Annotated in this window: 17 protein-coding genes; 8 read left to right on the top strand and 9 right to left on the bottom strand. The window is 67.9% G+C overall.

Annotated elements, in window-relative coordinates; translation table 11 throughout:
• Positions 1-50: 50 nt before the first annotated feature.
• From VKG81_RS18865 to ftsH, 7 genes are read right to left on the bottom strand one after another with little or no spacing between them, the layout of a single operon-like run.
• The gene (locus VKG81_RS18865; protein WP_324398155.1) at positions 51-1,340 is read right to left on the bottom strand and encodes a DUF6779 domain-containing protein; all 1,290 of its coding nucleotides are present in this window, start codon (positions 1,338-1,340) and stop codon (positions 51-53) included.
• A gap of 54 nt (positions 1,341-1,394) precedes the next feature.
• Entirely contained in the window at positions 1,395-1,871 is a 477-nt protein-coding gene (locus VKG81_RS18860) for a DUF3180 domain-containing protein (RefSeq protein ID WP_324398153.1), read from the bottom strand.
• Positions 1,872-2,393 (bottom strand): 2-amino-4-hydroxy-6-hydroxymethyldihydropteridine diphosphokinase, encoded by a 522-nt coding sequence (gene folK / locus VKG81_RS18855; protein WP_324398152.1) that lies wholly within the window; start codon positions 2,391-2,393, stop codon positions 1,872-1,874.
• Positions 2,390-2,776 (bottom strand): dihydroneopterin aldolase, encoded by a 387-nt coding sequence (gene folB, locus VKG81_RS18850; protein WP_324398151.1) that lies wholly within the window; start codon positions 2,774-2,776, stop codon positions 2,390-2,392. The genes folK and folB overlap by 4 nt, the downstream gene beginning before the upstream one ends.
• Complete coding sequence (gene folP / locus VKG81_RS18845; protein WP_324398149.1) at positions 2,769-3,599, bottom strand: dihydropteroate synthase; 831 nt, start codon at positions 3,597-3,599, stop codon at positions 2,769-2,771. Before folP ends, folB begins: the two co-directional genes overlap by 8 nt.
• Complete coding sequence (folE, locus tag VKG81_RS18840; RefSeq protein ID WP_324398147.1) at positions 3,596-4,204, bottom strand: GTP cyclohydrolase I FolE; 609 nt, start codon at positions 4,202-4,204, stop codon at positions 3,596-3,598. Before folE ends, folP begins: the two co-directional genes overlap by 4 nt.
• Before the next feature lie 18 nt (positions 4,205-4,222).
• The gene (gene ftsH, locus VKG81_RS18835) at positions 4,223-6,529 is read right to left on the bottom strand and encodes an ATP-dependent zinc metalloprotease FtsH (protein ID WP_324398144.1); all 2,307 of its coding nucleotides are present in this window, start codon (positions 6,527-6,529) and stop codon (positions 4,223-4,225) included.
• A gap of 202 nt (positions 6,530-6,731) precedes the next feature.
• On the opposite strand from ftsH, the gene VKG81_RS18830 reads away from it, so the two are divergent.
• The 6 genes from VKG81_RS18830 (at position 6,732) to VKG81_RS18805 (ending at position 11,605) form a co-directional block, all read left to right on the top strand.
• Positions 6,732-7,682, top strand: a complete 951-nt coding sequence (locus VKG81_RS18830) for an alpha/beta hydrolase (RefSeq protein WP_324398142.1) — start codon at positions 6,732-6,734, stop codon at positions 7,680-7,682.
• Positions 7,679-8,875 carry an LLM class flavin-dependent oxidoreductase gene (locus VKG81_RS18825; RefSeq protein WP_324398140.1) on the top strand — a complete coding sequence of 399 codons (1,197 nt, stop codon included), beginning with the start codon at positions 7,679-7,681 and terminating at the stop codon, positions 8,873-8,875. The genes VKG81_RS18830 and VKG81_RS18825 overlap by 4 nt, the downstream gene beginning before the upstream one ends.
• A complete protein-coding gene (locus tag VKG81_RS18820) occupies positions 8,875-9,891 on the top strand; it encodes a zinc-binding dehydrogenase (RefSeq protein ID WP_324398138.1) in 1,017 nt (338 codons plus the stop codon). Before VKG81_RS18825 ends, VKG81_RS18820 begins: the two co-directional genes overlap by 1 nt.
• Positions 9,892-9,957: 66 nt before the next feature.
• The gene (locus VKG81_RS18815) at positions 9,958-10,671 is read left to right on the top strand and encodes an SIMPL domain-containing protein (protein WP_324398136.1); all 714 of its coding nucleotides are present in this window, start codon (positions 9,958-9,960) and stop codon (positions 10,669-10,671) included.
• Positions 10,672-10,781: 110 nt separating this feature from the next.
• Positions 10,782-10,910 (top strand): hypothetical protein, encoded by a 129-nt coding sequence (locus tag VKG81_RS18810; protein ID WP_324398134.1) that lies wholly within the window; start codon positions 10,782-10,784, stop codon positions 10,908-10,910.
• A gap of 95 nt (positions 10,911-11,005) precedes the next feature.
• Positions 11,006-11,605, top strand: coding sequence for a DUF937 domain-containing protein (locus tag VKG81_RS18805; RefSeq protein ID WP_324398132.1), 600 nt, complete (start codon positions 11,006-11,008; stop codon positions 11,603-11,605).
• A 377-nt stretch (positions 11,606-11,982) separates the two neighbouring features.
• On the opposite strand, the gene VKG81_RS18800 is transcribed toward VKG81_RS18805, so the two are convergent.
• Both VKG81_RS18800 and VKG81_RS18795 read right to left on the bottom strand, forming a co-directional pair.
• Complete coding sequence (locus VKG81_RS18800) at positions 11,983-12,585, bottom strand: LysM peptidoglycan-binding domain-containing protein (RefSeq protein WP_324398130.1); 603 nt, start codon at positions 12,583-12,585, stop codon at positions 11,983-11,985.
• Positions 12,586-13,567: 982 nt separating this feature from the next.
• On the bottom strand, positions 13,568-16,630 hold the full coding sequence (locus VKG81_RS18795; RefSeq protein WP_324398128.1) for an ATP-binding protein: 3,063 nt from the start codon (positions 16,628-16,630) through the stop codon (positions 13,568-13,570).
• Between the two features lie 492 nt (positions 16,631-17,122).
• On the opposite strand from VKG81_RS18795, the gene VKG81_RS18790 reads away from it, so the two are divergent.
• Positions 17,123-17,371 carry a hypothetical protein gene (locus VKG81_RS18790; RefSeq protein WP_324398126.1) on the top strand — a complete coding sequence of 83 codons (249 nt, stop codon included), beginning with the start codon at positions 17,123-17,125 and terminating at the stop codon, positions 17,369-17,371.
• 119 nt (positions 17,372-17,490) lie between these two features.
• Positions 17,491-17,805, top strand: coding sequence for a hypothetical protein (locus tag VKG81_RS18785; protein ID WP_324398124.1), 315 nt, complete (start codon positions 17,491-17,493; stop codon positions 17,803-17,805).
• Positions 17,806-17,976: the final 171 nt, after the last annotated feature.

Here is a 17,976-nt window from a genome sequence, read left to right as displayed (position 1 = left end):
ATCGTTCCGGTCCTGCTCGGCGGGTACCGGACGGTCGAGACGAGCTTAGCTCAGTTTTCGCGCCGTCGGCGCCGGCCACCGGCGGTCGGGGTCGCCTGCAGCCGGGCCAACAGTTCGGCGACCGACTGCCCGTGGCCCTCGCCGTGCTGGCTGTTGCCCGCCGGCGTCTCAGCCGGCACGCGATGCCGCGGCGCAGGCTCCTCGGTGGACGGCGGCGGGGGCGGGGGCTGCGGGAACGGCGCCGCGCCCTCCGCCGGGCCCGCGTGCCGGCCACCCGGCGGCTCGGCGGCGACAGGCGCGGGCGCCGAAACGCCGTTGCCGGACGACGCCCAGTTACTTCCGGGCGCGCCGGGAGGCAGCCATTGGCCCTCCGCGGGCGCCGGGTTCCACTCGCTCGCGGCCGACATCACGCGCTCGGGGGGCGCCCCGTAGCGCCCGACTGGCTCGGTCGCCGGCGCGGGCTCCGGCTGCGGTGGTGGCGGCGGCGGCTGGAACACCGGCTGCGGTTCGACAACCGGCTCCGGCTCCGGCTCCGGTGGTGGTGGCGGCTGGAACACCGGCTGCGGTTCGACCGGCTCCGGCTCCGGCTCCGGCGGCGGCCAGCTGCCGTTCTCCGACGGCAGGCGGTGTGCGCCGGCACCGACGGTCTGGCCGTGGTCCATCGCGTGCCGCCAGCCCAGCGGCTCCTCGTCGAGATGTCGCCGGCCCAGCGGCTCCTCTTCGGGATGTCGCCGGCCCAGCGGCTCCTCGGGCACATCGATGATCCGGTTCTCGCCCGTGTCGAAGTCCACCTCGTGCCGGACCCGGGACGCCGAACCCCGACCGGGGTCGGTGACCTCGGTTTCGCGTGCCCAGTCGCTGTAGGCCCGCACGGCCGTGCGCTCCGTCTCGATCGCGGGTCGCTGGGCCAGCTCTGTCTCGAAAAGAATCTCCAGGTTGTTGCGCAGCGCGGCAAGCTCGGCCCGCAAGGCGGCGACCTCGTCGGCGGCCTGCGACTGCAGCTCCGAGGCCAGCTCGCGCCGCAGCTGCGATTCCACCGTCAGCTCGTACTCCCGCCGCGCCGAGATCTCGCGGTCGAGCTGCAAGTCGTACACCAACTTGAGGTCGCGTGCCTTCGCCGCGTCGGCGTCGCTCTGCCTGCGGTAGATGACCGAGACGAACGCGGCGACCACCGCCGCCCACAGCGCCAGGATCACGGCCAGCTTCAGGAGTTCGACGCGGTTGGTGAACACCAAGGCTGAACTGGCCGCAATGGCCAGGACCAGCAACGCCGTCAGAAGCAGCCAACCCGGCCTGCGGCCACCGCGCCTTGACCGGGCGCCGCGGCTCAGAACGGTCATGCGCTGACTGTACCCGCGCGAGGTCACCCCGCGTGTCGACCAAGCTCGGCGATTCTAGTCGCCGGTCGCGCCACGATCGTCGGGGGGTTCCTCCGGCTTCTCGCAGCAATGCTGCAACCACAGCGCAGCGACGATCAGCGCCAGCGCGCTGGTGGCCGCCACGACCGACCCGGCGGTGTCCTCGCCGGCCACGCGCAGGGTGCCCCGCTTCGGCAGGAGGTAGGCCAGCACACCGATCCACCAGCCGAGCGCGACGGCACCCACCCATGCCGACGCCTTCGCGATCACGACGGTGCGTGCCACGGCCAGCGGATGCAACAGGTCGCTCCCGTCGCCGATCAACCCGTCGTCGATCTTCGACCGCACATGCCGGCCCCACAGGGCTTCGGCCGCGGCCACGCCGAGCAGTGAGATGCCGGTGAACACCGTGATCGGCGGAAACCACCGGTAGAGCCCGACCACCAGCAGGTAGCCGATCACCGCGGCGACGACCACCGCGGCCGTCAGGTCACGTTTGCGGGTGGGGCCCATTCACACCTCCGACCGCAGGGCCAGGTCGGTCGCCCGCACACCGTCCCTGTCGACGGGATCGAGTTCGGCCAGCAGCCGCGCGACGGGTTGACGCACCCCTGCCACCGCCAGCTGTGCTCCCGGATCCACCGCGGACCACGGCGCCAGCACGAATGCGCGCTGGTGCGCCAGCGGGTGCGGAAGCGTCAGATCGGGCTCACGGACGAAGAGTTCGCTGTCCCCGGCCGTACAGCTGATCAGGTCCACGTCCAGCGTGCGCGGCCCCCAGCGCGCGCCGCGGACCCGTTCGGCGGCCCGCTCGAGTTCCTGGCCCCGCTCGAGCCACCCGCGGCAGTCCGTTGCCGGGTCGTCGGCGATCAGCACCGCGTTCAGGAACGGTCCCTGTTCCACGCCGCCCCACGGCAACGTCTCGTAGACGGGCGACACCGCGACGAGGGCCTCCCCCAGCCCGTCGACCACCGACTGCAGCCGCGCCAGCCGGTCACCCAGATTGGAGCCGATCGACAGCACCACGCGCGTCATCCTGGGCCGCCGCCCCGGCCCCCCCGGCGGGACCGCCGAGCCACGACCGCCACGTCATCGAACGTCAACGGAATGGGTGCCCGCGGCTTGTGCAGGACCACCTCGACGGCGTGTATGCGGTCGTCCCGCATCACGTCTTCGGCGAGCTCACCGGCCACCGATTCGATCAGGTTCTTGGCCGGGCCGCCCACGATGTCGGCCGCCCGCTGCGCCAACTTTCCGTAGTCCAGAGTGTCGGCCAGGGCGTCGGTTGCCGCCGCCCGGTCCAGGTCGATCCAGACCGTGACGTCGACGACGAACTCCTGCCCGTCGCGGCGTTCGTGTTCGTAGACACCGTGGTGACCGTGAACCCGCAACCCGCGCAGCTCGATTCGGTCAGCCACTGTCGGCCGCCGTCCAGGCCCGGGCCACCTTCAGCGCGTCGACGGTGGCTCGCGCGTCGTGTACCCGCACCCCCCACGCCCCGTGCAGCGCAGCCAGCGCGGAGATGACCGCGGTCGCCGTGTCCCGGCCGTCCGGCGGCCGGATCGAGCCGCCCGGCCCGGCGAGCAGCGCACCGAGAAACCGCTTCCGGGAAGCGCCCACCAGCACGGGTATGCCGGTGGCAACGAACTCCGGCAGCGCGCGCAGCAGGGCCCAATTGTGTTGTGCCGTCTTCGCGAAACCCAGCCCCGGATCGATGATCAGCCGGTGCTCGTCGACACCGGCGGCGACCGCCGCGGCCACGCTCGCCAGCAGGTCGGCCCTGACCTCCGCGACCACGTCGGCGTACTCGGGCACCTCGTGCCGACGCGCGGCGGTGACCGAGCGCCAGTGCATCAACACCCACGGCACACCGGTCTCGGCAACCACGTCGGCCATTCGCGGGTCGGCGCGACCACCGGAGACGTCGTTGACCATCCGCGCGCCGTGCTCCAGCGCGGAGCCGGCCACCTCCGCGCGCATCGTGTCGATGCTTACCATAATACCCTGTGCTGCAAGCTCTTTCACGACGGGAACAACGCGCTCCGTTTCAATGTGTGAATCGACGCGGGAGGCGCCGGGACGCGTCGACTCGCCGCCGACGTCGATGATCGTCGCCCCCTGGGCGACCAGCGCCAGCCCGTGCTCCACCGCACGGTCGCGGTCCAGGTACAGTCCCCCATCGGAGAAGGAGTCGTCGGTGACGTTGACGACCCCCATCACCTGAACCCGTGTGTCGCTCACCTGCGCAGAATCAGGTCCAGCGCCTCGGCCCGTGATGCCTTGTCGGTCTTGAACTGTCCGCGCACGGCCGAGGTGGTGGTCACCGCGCCCGGCTTGCGGACGCCGCGCATCGCCATGCACAGGTGCTCGGCCTCCACCACCACGATCACGCCCCGGGGGCTGAGCTTGCGCATCAGCGCGTCGGCGATCTGTCCGGTCAGCCGTTCCTGCAGCTGCGGCCGCTTCGCATACAGGTCCACGACGCGGGCGATCTTCGACAGGCCGGTCACCCGGCCGTCCCTGCCCGGGATGTACCCAACGTGCGCGACGCCGTGGAAGGACACCAGATGGTGCTCACAGGTGGAGTACATCGGGATCTCTTTGACCAGTATCAGCTCGTCGTGCTGCTCGTCGAACGTGGTGTCCAGCACCGAATCAGGGTCGGTGTAGAGCCCTGCGAACATCTCGTGATAGGCCCGTGCCACGCGCGCCGGGGTGTCACGCAGGCCGTGCCGGTCGGGGTCCTCACCGATGGCATACAGGAGTTCGCGCACCGCGGCCTCTGCGCGTTCTCGGTCGAACACCGGGGTGGACAGCGTCGCGGCATGCGAGTTCGGCTGCGCCATCGGGGGCTCCGTTCGTCCTCAGCCGCTTGTCGGCGGGTTACGTCGCTCGTCACCCGCATCACCGGACGACCCGCCGGAGGAGTTGCCGCCCTCGGACGGCGGCGGCCCCTGCGGGTATGGCTGGTACTGCGGATACGGCTGGTACGGCTGCTGCCATTGCTGCGGGGGATACCAATACTGCTGCGGATGCTGCGGAGGCCATCCGGGCGCGTGCCAACCGGCGGGGGCGCCGTAGTCGGGCTGCGTCCCAACCGGGTGCGGCTGCCCGGGCGCCTGGGCGCCGTGGTGACCGGCCGGGTGGCCGTTGGAGCCGTTGCCGTTGGCCGCCTTCGCGGCCTCGGCCTGTTCGCTGGCCGCGGCGATGGCCTTCTTGAACGCCGGCTCCGCGACCGGCTGCGGCCACGGCTCGCCACGCTCGATCGCGAGCTCGCCCGGCGTCTTGATGGGCGGCTTGTCGGACGGGATGCGGCCGCCGAAGTCGTCGAAGATCGTCAACCGGGGCCGCTTCTTCACTTCGGCGAAGATCGCCTCGAGCTCGGCGCGGTGCAGGGTCTCCTTCTCGAGTAGCTCACCCGCCAAGATGTCCAGCACGTCGCGGTGTTCGGTCAGGATCTCCCAGGCCTCGGTGTGCGCGGCCTCGATCAGCTTGCGCACCTCGTCGTCGATGTCGCGGGCCACCTCGTGTGAGTAGTCGGACTGGGTGCCCATCGTGCGGCCCAGGAACGGGTCGCCGTGCTCGGTGCCGTACTTGACCGCGCCGAGCTTGGCGCTCATCCCGTACTCGGTGACCATCGAGCGCGCGATCTTGGTGGCCTGATCGATATCGGACACCGCGCCGGTCGTCGGCTCGCGGAACACCAGCTCCTCGGCGGCGCGGCCGCCCATCGCGAACACCAGCCGCGAGATCATCTCCGAGCGGGTCAAAAGGCCCTTGTCGTCTTCGGGGACCGAGACGGCGTGGCCGCCGGTGCGGCCGCGGGCCAGGATCGTGACCTTGTAGATCGGCTCGATGTCGGGCATCGCCCATGCCGCCAGGGTGTGGCCGCCCTCGTGGTAGGCGGTGATCTTCTTCTCCAGCTCGCTGATCACGCGGCCCTTGCGGCGCGGGCCGCCGATCACCCGGTCCACCGCCTCCTCCAGCGCAGCACCCGTGATCACCGTGCCGTTCTCGCGCGCGGTCAGCAGCGCAGCCTCGTTGATCACGTTGGCCAGGTCCGCACCCGACATACCGACGGTGCGCCGGGCAAGGCCGTCCAGGTCGGCGTCGGGCGCCATCGGCTTACCCTGCGCGTGGACCCGCAGGATGGCCTTGCGCCCGTTGAGATCCGGGTTCGACACCGGGATCTGCCGGTCGAACCGGCCCGGGCGCAGCAGGGCCGGATCGAGGATGTCGGGCCGGTTGGTCGCCGCGATCAGTATCACGCCGGCTCGCGGATCGAAGCCGTCCATCTCCACCAGCAGCTGGTTGAGGGTCTGCTCGCGCTCGTCGTGGCCGCCGCCGAGGCCCGCGCCGCGCTGGCGGCCGACAGCGTCGATCTCGTCGACGAAGATGATGCACGGGCTGCTCTGCTTGGCCTGCTCGAACAGGTCGCGGACACGCGAGGCGCCGACACCGACGAACATCTCCACGAAGTCCGAACCGGAGATCGTGAAGAACGGCACACCGGCCTCGCCCGCAACGGCGCGCGCCAGCAGGGTCTTGCCCGTGCCGGGCGGCCCGTAGAGCAGCACACCCTTGGGGATCTTGGCGCCCAGCGCCTGATAGCGCCCCGGATTCTGCAGGAAGTCCTTGATCTCGTAGAGCTCTTCGACCGCCTCGTCGACGCCGGCGACATCGACGAACGTGGTCTTCGGCATGTCCTTGCTCAGCTGCTTGGCCCGCGACTTGCCGAAGCCGAAGCCCATCCGCGCGCCGCCCTGCATCCGCGAGAACATCACGAACAGCCCGACGAGAAGCAGCAGCGGCAGCAGATAGATCAGCAGCGATCCCAGCATGCTGCCCTGGTTGACGACGGTGTTGACCGACGCCTTCTTGGCGTTCAGCTGGTCGAAAAGCGTTGCCGCGTACCCGGTCGGGTACTTGGTGATGATCTTGTCGGAGTTGTCGGTGTTGCCGTTGGCGCTCTTCAGGGTCAGCCGCAGTTGCTGTTCCCGATCGTCGATCTGGGCGCTCTTGACGTTGTCGGCGTTGATCTGCGCGACCGCCACGGAGGTATCGACCGGTTTGTACCCACGAGTGTCGTTACTGAAGTAAAAGAACGACCAGCCCAGCAACAGCACCACAGCAATCGCCGTGAGCATGCGGATCACGTTTTTCCGGTTCATCCAACATCGGCCGCGGCCGGCCACGTCCTTCCAATACACACAAGGCAGTCAGTTCAGTTCAGGCTACCGCTAGACCAACGTTCGGCAGTTCCCAGGCGGTTTCCGGCGCCCGGCGCCGCGACGGCGACGCGCTCGCGACAGCGCGAGTCGGAGCTGGCGGAGGACCCTTTCAAGCGCGGCGAACCTGTGCTTGGGTGAGACCGTGCTCACATCGACCGAGCGGTCAGTTGAGACGAACGGTGTCGAGCTACGGGTCATCGAGGCAGGTGAGCGGGGCGCGCCGGTGGTGATTCTGGCCCACGGGTTCCCCGAGCTGGCGTACTCGTGGCGCCACCAGATTCCGGCGCTGGCCGAAGCCGGTTACCACGTGCTGGCGCCGGACCAGCGCGGCTACGGCGGATCGTCGAAGCCGGCCGCGATCGAGGACTACGACATCGCCGCGCTCACCGGCGACCTGACGGGGCTGCTCGACAATGCCGGCGCCGAGCGGGCGGTGTTCGTCGGGCACGACTGGGGGGCGAACGTGGTGTGGGCCGAGCCGCTACTGCACCCCGACCGCGTGGCCGGCGTGGTGGGAGTGAGCGTGCCACCGATCCCGCGGCCCCGGGTGCCGCCGACGCACGCCTTCAAGAGGATCTTCGGCGACAACTTCTTCTACATCCCCTACTTCCAGGAGCCGGGGGTTGCCGACGCCGACCTGGGCCGCGACCCCGCGACCACGATGAGGCGGTTGTTCACCGAACCGGGCACGGTGTTGTTCACCGATCCGGGCACGGTGCTGAGCGGCCCCGCGTCCGAGGCAGCCGCCAAGCCGCTGCCGGGCTGGATCAGTCAGCAAGAAGTCGACCACTACATCGCGGAATTCACCCGCACCGGGTTCACCGGGCCCCTGAACTGGTACCGCAACATGGACCGCAACTGGGAGCTCACCGCGACCACGCCCGCCGACACCATCACGGCGCCGTCGCTGTTCATCGGCGGCAGCGACGACCCGGTGCTGCTGTTCAGCCGGCGCGACCGGGCTTCCGAGGTCGTCAGCGGGCCGTATCGCGAGGTGATCATCGACGGCGCCGGGCACTGGGTCCAGCAGGAGCGCCCGGAGGAAGTCAACGCCGAGTTGCTCGACTTCCTGTCCGGACTGGAGTTGCGATGAACGCACCGCTGCGGTTCGGCGTCTTCATCACGCCGTTTCATCCGGTGGGCCAATCCCCCACGCTCGCATTGGAATACGACCTCGAACGCACGGTGGCCCTGGACCGCCTCGGCTACGACGAGGCGTGGTTCGGTGAGCACCACTCCGGCGGCTACGAGCTGATCGCGTGCCCCGAGGTGTTCATCGCCGCGGCGGCCGAACGCACCAAGCACCTGAAGCTGGGCACCGGCGTGGTGTCACTGCCGTACCACCACCCGCTGATGGTCGCCGACCGCTGGGTGCTGCTCGACCACCTGACACGCGGACGGGTGATGTTCGGCACCGGCCCCGGGGCGCTGCCGTCGGACGCGTACATGATGGGCATCGATCCCGTCGAACAGCGCCGGATGATGCACGAGTCGCTGGAGGCGATCCTGGCGCTGTTCCGCGCCGCGCCCGGCGAGCGTGTCGATCGGCACTCCGACTGGTTCACGCTGCGCGACGCCCAGCTGCACATCCGCCCGTACACCTGGCCGTATCCCGAAATCTCCACGGCGGCAATGATTTCGCCGTCCGGCCCGCGACTGGCCGGCAACTTGGGGACATCGCTGCTTTCGCTGTCGATGTCGGTGCCCGGCGGCTACGCGGCCATCGACAACGCGTGGGAGATCGTCATCGAGCAGGCCGAGAAGGCCGGCCGCGACGAGCCTGACCGCCGCGGCTGGCGGGTGCTCGGGATCGTGCACATGGCGGAGAGTCGCGACCAGGCCATCGACGACTGCACCTACGGGCTGGCCGACTTCGCCAACTATTTCGGCGCGGCCGGGTTCGTGCCGCTGGCCAACGCCATCGCGGGCCAACAGTCGCCGCGGCAGTTCGTCGAAGACTATGCGGCCAAAGGCAATTGCTGCATCGGAACGCCGGACGACGCGGTCGCCTACATCCAGGATCTGCTGGACCGCTCGGGCGGGTTCGGCACTTTCCTGCTGCTCGGCCACGACTGGGCCCGGCCGAAGGCGACCTACAAGTCCTACGAGCTGTTCGCCAGGTACGTGATCCCGCACTTCAAGGGCCAGCTGGAGGCGACGCAGGCGTCGCATGAATGGGCACGGGACAAGCGCGGAGAGCTGCTGGGCCGGGCCGGCGAGGCCGTCGTCAAGGCGATCGGCGAACACACCGACGAGCTCAAATTCGAGAGTGAGGAGAAGCGCTGATGCGCGCTTCGGTGCTCCGCGACGGACGAATGGTGTACCGCGACGACGTCGGCGAGCCGGTGCCCGGCCCGGGTCAGGTGCTGGTCGGCGTGCGGGCATGCGGAATCTGCGGCTCAGACCTGCATTTCGCGAAGCACGGGAAGGACGTGCTTGCGCTCGGGGGGCAGATGAGCGGCACCGGACTCGGCGATTTCAGCCTCGACCTGTCCGGTGACGTCTTCATGGGTCACGAGTTCAGCGCCGAGGTGCTCGAGGCCGGCCCCGGCACCGAGGCTCCCGCGGCGGGCACCGTCGTCACGTCGATTCCGGTGCTGTTGTCGCCCGCGGGTGTCGAGCCGATCATCTATTCGAACAGGACGCCCGGCGGCTACGCCGAGCGGATGCTGTTGTCCGCGCCGCTGCTGCTGGAGGTTCCCAACGGGCTGGACCCTCGCTACGCCGCCCTGACAGAGCCCATGGCGGTCGGCCTGCACGCGGTGAACAAGTCAGCGATCCAGCCCGGCGAGGCCGCGCTGGTCATCGGCGCCGGCCCGATCGGGGCCGCCATCGTCGTGGCGCTGGCCAACCGCGGGGTGGAAACCATCGTGGCGGCCGATTATTCACCCAAGCGACGGGAACTCGCGCAGGCGATGGGTGCCCATCAGACCGTCGACCCGGCCCGGGGCTCGCCGTTCGACGCGGCGAGGCCGGCCGTGGTGTTCGAGGCGGTGGGTGTGCCGGGGATCATCAACGACGTGCTGCGCCGGGCGCCGGCGGGCACACGACTCGTCGTCGCCGGCGTCTGCATGCAGCCCGACACCGTGCTGCCGTTCTTCGGCACCACCAAAGAAATCAGTCTGCAGTTCGTCTTCGCCTACGACCCGGCCGAATTCGCCGAGTCGCTGCGGGCGATCGCCGACGGCGAGGTCGACGTCAGCCCGCTGATCACCGCGGAGGTCGGTCTGCAGGACGTCGGCGCCGCGTTCGACGAATTGGCCAATCCCGACGAGCACTGCAAGATTCTCGTCACCCCGTAGCTCGCCGAGTAGCTTGCCGAGTAGCTCGCCGAGTAGCTCGCCGAAACAGAAACCAGGGGGCGAGGAATGCCGAACCGCCTGTTGCCGTTGGCCGCCGCGTGCCTGGCGGTCGTGGGACTGTCGGCCTGCGACTCGTCGAAAACCGCGCCGCCGCAACAACCGGGCAAGGACAGCCGACAGGTCACCGTGGTCGGTTCCGGACACGTACGGGGCACACCGGACATGCTGACGGCCAACGTCTCGATCGAGTTCACCGCGCCCGACGTCACCGCCGCGATGAACCAGACCGGCCAGCGGCAGCAGGCCGTGATCAACGCACTGGTCAGCGCCGGCGTCGACCGCAAAGACATCCGCACCACCCAGGTCCGCCTGCAACCGCAATACGGGCCGGACGCCTCGGCCATCGTCGGATACCGGGCCGGCAACTCCATCGACGTGAAGATCCGCAAACTGGACTCGGCGTCGAACACCCTGGCCCTGATCGTCAGCACCGGCGGCGACGCCACCCGGATCAACTCGGTCAACTACTCGATCGACGACGACTCCCACCTCGTCAAGGACGCACGCGGGCGGGCGTTCCAGGACGCGAACGACCGCGCCCAGCAGTACGCCCAACTGTCGGGGCTCGAGCTGGGCAAGGTCATCTCGATCTCGGAATCCGCGGGGCCGACGCCTCCGACGCCGCTCCCGATGCCCCGCGCTGTTGCCGCACCGGTGCCGCTGGAGCCGGGCGAGCAGACCGTCGGCTTCTCGGTGACCGTCGTCTGGGAGCTGACCTAGCTTCCCTCGGCGACCGGCCCACGGAGACGTTCGCACCGGTCGCGCCCCGATCGCCCTGGCAAGGCGACCACACCTTCCGGTTCCTGCCGCGCCGTCTGATGCAACGGATCGTGCCCAAGCCGGACACCGGACACCCCGATCTGCGCACCGTGCTGACACCCGCCGCGGCGACGGGGGCCGCCCGGCTGGCTCGATTTCCGCCGGGCGACGTGTCGATGAATACCATCCGGCCGAACTGAAAACGTCTGCGGCCGAAATGGTATATGCCGAGATCGATGGGACTAGGGTCGGTAGCAAGTTTCAGTAACACACCAGCAACGAAGGTGGGCATGTCATGGCCGGTCTCGACGATCTCTACTCACAAATCCCCGTCGACCAGATCGCCGGCAAGCTCGGGGTGGACGAGGGCGAGGTGAACAACGCCATTCACACGCTGGTGCCCGCACTCGTCGGTGGCCTGCACCAGAACGCCCAGGATCCCGATCAGGCGGGCCAGATCGCGTCCGCGGCCAACCAGCACGCCGCGAGCGGGCTGCTCGACGGCGGTGTCAACGTTGACCAAGTCGACCAAAACGAGGGTGACAAGATCGTGTCGAACATCTTCGGGGGTAACAACAGCAACGCGGTCGCATCGGCGCTGGCGGGCACCGGCGCGGGCGGAAGCGATCTGATCAAGAAGCTGCTGCCGCTCCTGGCGCCGATCGTGCTGGCCTATGTCGGCAAGCAGTTCGCGCAGAAGAGCGCTGGCTCGACACAGGCCCAGGCCGCACCCGGAGGTGGCGGGCTGGGCGAGGTACTGGGGAGCATCCTCGGCGGCGCCGGCGGCGGAGGTGGCAGCAACCCACTGGGCAGCATCCTCGGCAGCGTGCTGGGTGGCAGCCAGGGCGGCGCGATCGGCAACATCCTGGGTGGACTGCTCGGCGGCAACAAGTAGGCCTGCCCGAGTTCCCCTCGGTGCAGGCGTGTTTCGCGAATTGAGCGGCGCCGCTGCCGACGCCCTGTCCACATCCGGGGATCCGCAGCGGTGGAGGGGGTCTGTCCGGGCTGGGTGAGCGCTGGCCACTTCACCGCGACCCACCAGGGCCTTACGCGATCGTGTTACGGCTCCGAACGTGACAGGCCCGCCCCGTTCGGTGCTGGCCGCTTCATCACGGACTGGGCGGTCGGCGAATTTCCCGTGTCTGCCGAACAGATCGGTTACGGGATTCCGGCGGCGCCGCTCCCCGATGAGCGGCGCCAGCCGGAACACCCATAGCTGGGCGGGGACGCCGTTCCCGTTGAAGAACGCGACCCTCGTGCGGTGATCGGCGACTATGGAATCGTCAGCACCTGTCCCGGCTGGATCAGGTCGGGATTGGCGACGCCGCTCGCATCGGCGATCTGCTGGTATCTGCTGCCGTCGCCGTAGAAGCGCTCCGCGATGGCCCACAGGGTGTCCCCGGAGACGACGGTGTAGGTCCGTACTGCCGGTGGCGGTGGAGGTGGCGGCGGTGCGGGTTCCGGTTCGGGTGCCGGAGCCGGCTGTTCGGCGGCCGGAGCTACCTCGGGAGCCGCGGCCTGGGGAGCCGGGGGCGGCGGCGCGTCGGTATTGGTCTTCGATGACCACGCCACCCCATCAGCCGCATACAGCACCAGGTTGCGGTCGTCCTGCAAGACCAGCCTGACGTCTTTCTTGCCTTTGGTGCCGGAGGCCCACACCGGCTTCTCGTTGGTGTAGAGCACGAAGTTGCCGTCGGGCTGCACTTCCGCGCGCACCACGTCCTGGCCATTCGTGGACGTCGACCAAAAAGCCTCGCCCCAGGTTGCGAGCACTAGGTTGCCGTCGTCCTGCAGGGTCAGGGTGTAAGCCCCGTTGTTGGAGGTGAGCGATCCTCCTTTGGTGAGGTGTTGTCCTTGGGGGAGTGTGTCTGCCACGTTCATTGCCCCTTTCGTCGGGCAGGGTTTCGGCCGCATTTCGGCCAGACATCGTTTCGTGTGCACTACCACCGCCGAGGTTACTAACCTTGGGTTGGCTTCGGGTCCGTTTCGCCAGTCCAACCGAAACGTGCTGGCCAACCACTGATGTGCGTCGCGGCGCGCTACCCAGGTTGGAAACCGGGGCCAAGGTTCTCCCGTCTCGTGAGCAGGACTGCCGGCGGCATCGTTCGTACCGTCCGGCGACCACCAGCGTGTTCAGCCACGTGTACAACTATCTGGGCCACGACATCACCACCCTCGCGTCTCCCGTTGTCAATTCGATTACGCGGCGGGCTGGGTAAGGGCGGATCAAGCCACAACACCGCGACGACGATCCCGATCGCTGCCGGACAGCTGCGAGGGGCCGTGCGAACCGCAACACTGACGCGGCCCTCTTCCGCTTGGAGTCCTTCGGAGAGACATGACGCGCGGCATCGGATCCCCGCCGCCTTGATGTCGCGAAAGAGACCCCTGCTTGCCGCTACAGACCTTGTATTAACGCTATGCGGGGGGGCTAGTGTGAGCTAGATGCCTTCGAGGTCGGGAGTTGAACATGATCCAAGCATCACGCCGGGCCGCATCGGCCCCAGAAGAAAAGAAATGCACCTGTAGCTGCGTTGGGTGCAGGTCGGGCAAGCATTGCGGCAACTACGGAGCAGGCTGCCAGATCTTTTACGGGCGCTGAGCCCGGGCTTACCGCGCCGACGCCACGTGCTGCAGCACCAGACGCGGTCGCGCTCAAATCGGCGCGGGCGCTTCGGCGGTTCGAGCAGCATCCTCCATTGAACTGTTCTGGCGACCCTAGCCAGCAGGGTGAAAACCGTCCTACCAGCTAAAATGCGTCACCGCCGTTGACAGTTCAACACCTAAGTTCACTGCAAATTGTCGGACAAAATGTGGGCACGCTGCACGGATCAGTTGGGGTGGAGAACGACCGCCGTCACGGCATCGCCTCGGTCCACGCGATATGCCCCTCGAAGCCAAGCGTTCTCGCCATGTCGCGGTAGCGATCCCTGAAGTGCGCATAAGCCGCGGCATCGCCGTGAGCCCGCGCCAGTAGAGCCCGTAGTCGCAGCAGGGGCAGTTCGTATGCCACGACACCCGGCTCGGTCGGTATTCGGGCGAGCCGGTCGATCGCAATCTCGGCGGCTTGAGCGTCGTCGTCACCGCCACGCGAGAGCATCGTCTCCACCAACGCGCTGGTCGCGACGCCGTACCAAGCCATCTCGCCGGTATTGACGAACTCGTCGACGAGCCCGCGCAACGTGGCGATGGCTTCGTCGAGGTCTCCGAGGTCGGCCTTGGCCTTCGCGGCTTCGATGTCGATGAGCGGATTCCACGACCGGACACCGACGTGCTCGGCGAGTTCTCGTGCCCGCGCCAACATCTGCACCCCCGACGGCTCGGAACGGGTGCTGTGCCGCAGTACTGCGCCGCGCAGAACGTAAGCCGCGGCGAGCGTGAGGTCGTCGCCGAACTGCTCGGCCAGCCTGAGTATCTCCTCCGATTCGTCGACCGCTGAGGCATCGGGCGTCAGCCAGCCCTGCGACGTGGCGACGAACTGCACGAAAGACGTGACCATGGCCCGCGAAGTCAGGTCGAACCCGCGGGCCATCGTCACGGCGCGTCTCAGATCGTCCTTCCATCCGTCGATGCCCAACGCAGCGCGCGCAACACCTCTGGTCATTGTTGCCAGCGCCAGCGGCGAGCCGACACTGCTGTGCGGGAGAAGCCCTTTGGCAGGGTCGCCGTCGGCCAAGTCGATGATCCGCTGCGCGACCCGCAGCACTTCGCGCGCCTCCCCAACGTGGATGATGTACACGGTCACATTGGCCAAGAGGCGGATCGCGGTTTCGTCGTCGCCGAAGGACTCGGCCCTCGCGACGACCTCCCTGGCAAGTCGGTACGCCTCAGCGACATCGCCGTCGCGGTGGCGAGCCGCCGCGAGCAGCGCTTTGGTGACCGTTTGTGACTGCGCGTCGCCAGACGCGCTGCACAGCTGCTGAAGCTCATTGAAGCCTGCGTCGGCAGTGGTGATGCCGACTCGCCAGGCAGTGGCGCACAGCATCGTGCGGGCCGTCGTCTGCATCGCGGACCGGTCGCCGTCGGGGGCAGGCAGCCTGTCGGCGACATCGCGGGCGTGTCGCCAACTGATGCGGGCGGCGCGAATGTCGCGGGTGGACGACCAAGCCGCGGCCCGCAGGTGCCACATGTACGCCGCACGGAGGTCTCCAGCCGCCTCCAGATGACCCGCGATCACCGCCGCGCTCTGGTCAAGGGCCTGCGCGTCGCATTGTTGGATTGCAGCGGCAAGCCGCCGATGTTGTTCCACTCGAACAGATTTGAGTTGCGATTCGTAGACGACGGTCCGAATCAGCGGGTGCCGGAAAGCGTACTGAACGCGCGGCGCACGCCGGGTCTGGTCGATGAGTTCGGCCTCAACCAAGGCTGCCAATGACGCGTCGGTGTCGCCGTCGACCACGGTAGCGATCAGATAGGCATCGAACGATGCCCCGGCGACGGCCGCCGTGTTCAGAGCCCCTTTGACTGCGGTATCGAGACGGTCGATGCGCGCTGCGATGGCGGCTTCCAGGGTTGCCGGTACCTTCACCTCGGCCGAATCGGCAGGACAGGCGTATGCACCCCGAGTGCCGGTCAAGACACCGCGTGCTGCGAGGTCACGCACGATCTCCTCTGCGAAACACGGATTGCCGTCCGCCTGCTCACAGATTTGGGCAACCATTGCAGCAGCCGACTCGTGTGGGCCGAGCAGTTCGTTGACCAGAGCCGAGGTGTCAACATCGGTAAGCGGCGCAAGCACTATCGTCGTTGAACTCGTTGCCTGCAGAAGTGGGCCGTGGTATTCGGGTCGGTGGGTGACCAGCACCATCGACGGGCTCCGCGAAAGCACGGAAATCAGCTCGGCGAGCACGGCATCGCTCGCCTCGTCGATCCAGTGCACGTCTTCGACGACATACATCGCAGGTGACTTTCTCTCCAGCAGAGCGGTGTTGATCAACCGCCCGACACGCCTCCTGCTTGCCTGCGGTGCGATGTCGGGCATCGGATCGGCGACGTCTCTGATGCCGAGCAGGTCCTCGAGCAGCAGGACGTCGTCCGCATCGCTGCCGGCGAACAATGCCCGAAGCTTACTTCGAGCGACACCGGGTTCGGTCTCACCTACACCGAACGTCTCCTGCAACAGGCGGGCTGCCACGCCGAGCGGGACGTCGGTGGCGTGGGATTCGCAGGTCGCAGTGATCACCTCCACACCACGGTCGCTGGCGAGCCTCGCCGTCTCGGCGGCGATCCTGCTCTTACCGATGCCCGGTGACCCGACAATCTCCACAACCCGACCGCGGCCGCTGATCGCCCGCTCGAGTTCACCCGTCAGGGTCGCCAACTCGCGGCTGCGACCCACCAACGTCGATTGCGCACGGTGCATCTCGGCCGTCTCGCGGCCCGCATCAAGCAGCAGTCGCGCGGGCACCGGATCTCGGACACCCTTGACGTGCACGAGCTGCGGGTCGCTCAACACCGCGCGATCCTGCACCAGAAGAGCGGTCGATTCGCTGACCATCACCCCACCCGGCGGCGCCACCGACTCCATCCGCTGGGCCATGCCGACCTGTTCACCGATCGCGGTGTATACCCTTGCCGTCGAGCCGATTTCGCCTGCGACCACCTTTCCCGAACTCAGTCCGACCCTCAACCTCAACTCGATGCCGTCACGGCGGCTCACCTCGGAGGCCAGAAGCAGGCTCGCGTCCTGAATGGCCAGCGCGGCCAGGCAGCCGCGCAAAGCGTGGTCCTCCAGCGCCGCCGGTGCCCCGAACACCGCCATGATGCCGTCACCGGTGAACTTGTCCACCGTGCCGCCATACCGCAGCACCACCACCGACGAGCGGTCGACCAGCTCGGCCATGATCTCGCGCAACCGCTCCGCCCCCACCGCCGAGGCGATGTCCATCGAATGCACCACGTCGGCGAACAGCACCGTCACCTGCTTGTACTCCGCTGATTGATTGACCTGTGAGAGTGGCGTGCCGCACTCACTGCAGAATTTGGCTCCGCGCCCAAATGAGTGCCGCACGACCCGCACAACAGCCCGGCTGCTGTCAGTGCACCGCGACCGTCGTCCACGCCAGTATCGTTTCACCGCTGGTCGGCCATCGTGTGCCATATCGGCCCGGCGATCGCTTGTAACGCTAGGAGTCGTCCGGTGAGTGCCGCACGGTTACAAGGTGCCCAGGTCGTCGGGCGACCGCGTGCTTCCGAAGCGCCTTCAGGGGCACGACGTCGAGGGTGCGCTCATGAGTGCAGGCCAGCATCACAAGGGGCGGCGCAGCCTTCGCGGTCTCGGGCCAACCCAGGTATTCAGCTGCGGCAGGCACACGGCTGACGAGCGCATTGGCGATCTGTACCCACCCCGTTGGGTACTGGTCTCGGGAATACTCTGCTGCAACCAAGCCACCAGCAGAGAGGAATCCGAGCGATGGTCACGACACGTGCCGAAGCGGCGCACTACCTGAAGGATGCCGGAGGCTTGAAGCTTGTCGTTTTCGGAGCGGATGGGCACGAGGTCGCGGCGATGTTCGTGCAAGGATCGGTGACATACGACGAGGAGGAAGCCACCTTCATTGCGGTCGCTGAGGACGGCCACACGGTTGGGGAACTGTTCGTGGGCGAAACGGTCGGTTACGACGAGAACACAGACGCGTTTGTCATCCGTACCGTGCAATAGCAACCCGCCCCTGGCAAACGGATGTTGTGCCCCTGCACCGTGATGGCTGTATATGAGTCCACCGCGTCGGCAAGCCCGGCGTCGATCACCGGCTGCGCGGAGTCGGCGAACGCGGGCGCATGCAAAGGGCGATCAGGTACCGCGCCCGCGGGAACGTCGGGTTCCAGACCCCGCCACTGGACACCATTGACCCGGACGGACCTGAGGAGCGGCAGCGCACGATGTCGACGCCGGCGAAGGACAACGTTGCGGTGTTGGAGGCGTTCGTGTTGCGTGCTCGTCGGGTCCAGTCGACATCGGTGGGCGCGCACAGATTCTGCGCGCCCTTGCTGACGGGACTTGCTGATTCACACGCCACTGACACGCAGCCGCCGGGAATCGGGGCCCGGGCCAACCTGGCCGGCGAACTGCACTCAGGGGGAGTCGGCACGTAGTAGTAAGCCTCTCCCCGAAGCCCCGCGGAAGACACCTGCGGAAGACAGGTAGTCCGCTACTCGTGCCTCTGAATGGTCGGCGGCCGTACGTTCTGTGCATCCACCGCCCCACATCGCGAGGAGACGAAATGTCGGAATCACCAAAGACATCCGCGATGACGCAGGATGTCA

The sequence above is a fragment of the Mycobacterium sp. genome (genome assembly GCF_035314905.1).
Lineage (GTDB): Bacteria > Actinomycetota > Actinomycetes > Mycobacteriales > Mycobacteriaceae > Mycobacterium.
This window is presented reverse-complemented; position numbering and strand designations above follow the sequence as displayed.

Bases quoted from the DNA above. Each gene is read 5' to 3' on its own strand.
- VKG81_RS18785 (WP_324398124.1), top strand. From the start codon at position 17,491: ATGCAAAGGGCGATCAGGTACCGCGCCCGCGGGAACGTCGGGTTCCAG.
- VKG81_RS18865 (WP_324398155.1), bottom strand. From the start codon at position 1,340: ATGACCGTTCTGAGCCGCGGCGCCCGGTCAAGGCGCGGTGGCCGCAGG.
- folK (WP_324398152.1), bottom strand. From the start codon at position 2,393: ATGACGCGCGTGGTGCTGTCGATCGGCTCCAATCTGGGTGACCGGCTG.
- VKG81_RS18820 (WP_324398138.1), top strand. From the start codon at position 8,875: ATGCGCGCTTCGGTGCTCCGCGACGGACGAATGGTGTACCGCGACGAC.
- ftsH (WP_324398144.1), bottom strand. From the start codon at position 6,529: ATGAACCGGAAAAACGTGATCCGCATGCTCACGGCGATTGCTGTGGTG.
- VKG81_RS18805 (WP_324398132.1), top strand. From the start codon at position 11,006: ATGGCCGGTCTCGACGATCTCTACTCACAAATCCCCGTCGACCAGATC.
- folE (WP_324398147.1), bottom strand. From the start codon at position 4,204: ATGGCGCAGCCGAACTCGCATGCCGCGACGCTGTCCACCCCGGTGTTC.
- VKG81_RS18825 (WP_324398140.1), top strand. From the start codon at position 7,679: ATGAACGCACCGCTGCGGTTCGGCGTCTTCATCACGCCGTTTCATCCG.
- VKG81_RS18790 (WP_324398126.1), top strand. From the start codon at position 17,123: ATGGTCACGACACGTGCCGAAGCGGCGCACTACCTGAAGGATGCCGGA.
- VKG81_RS18815 (WP_324398136.1), top strand. From the start codon at position 9,958: ATGCCGAACCGCCTGTTGCCGTTGGCCGCCGCGTGCCTGGCGGTCGTG.
- VKG81_RS18860 (WP_324398153.1), bottom strand. From the start codon at position 1,871: ATGGGCCCCACCCGCAAACGTGACCTGACGGCCGCGGTGGTCGTCGCC.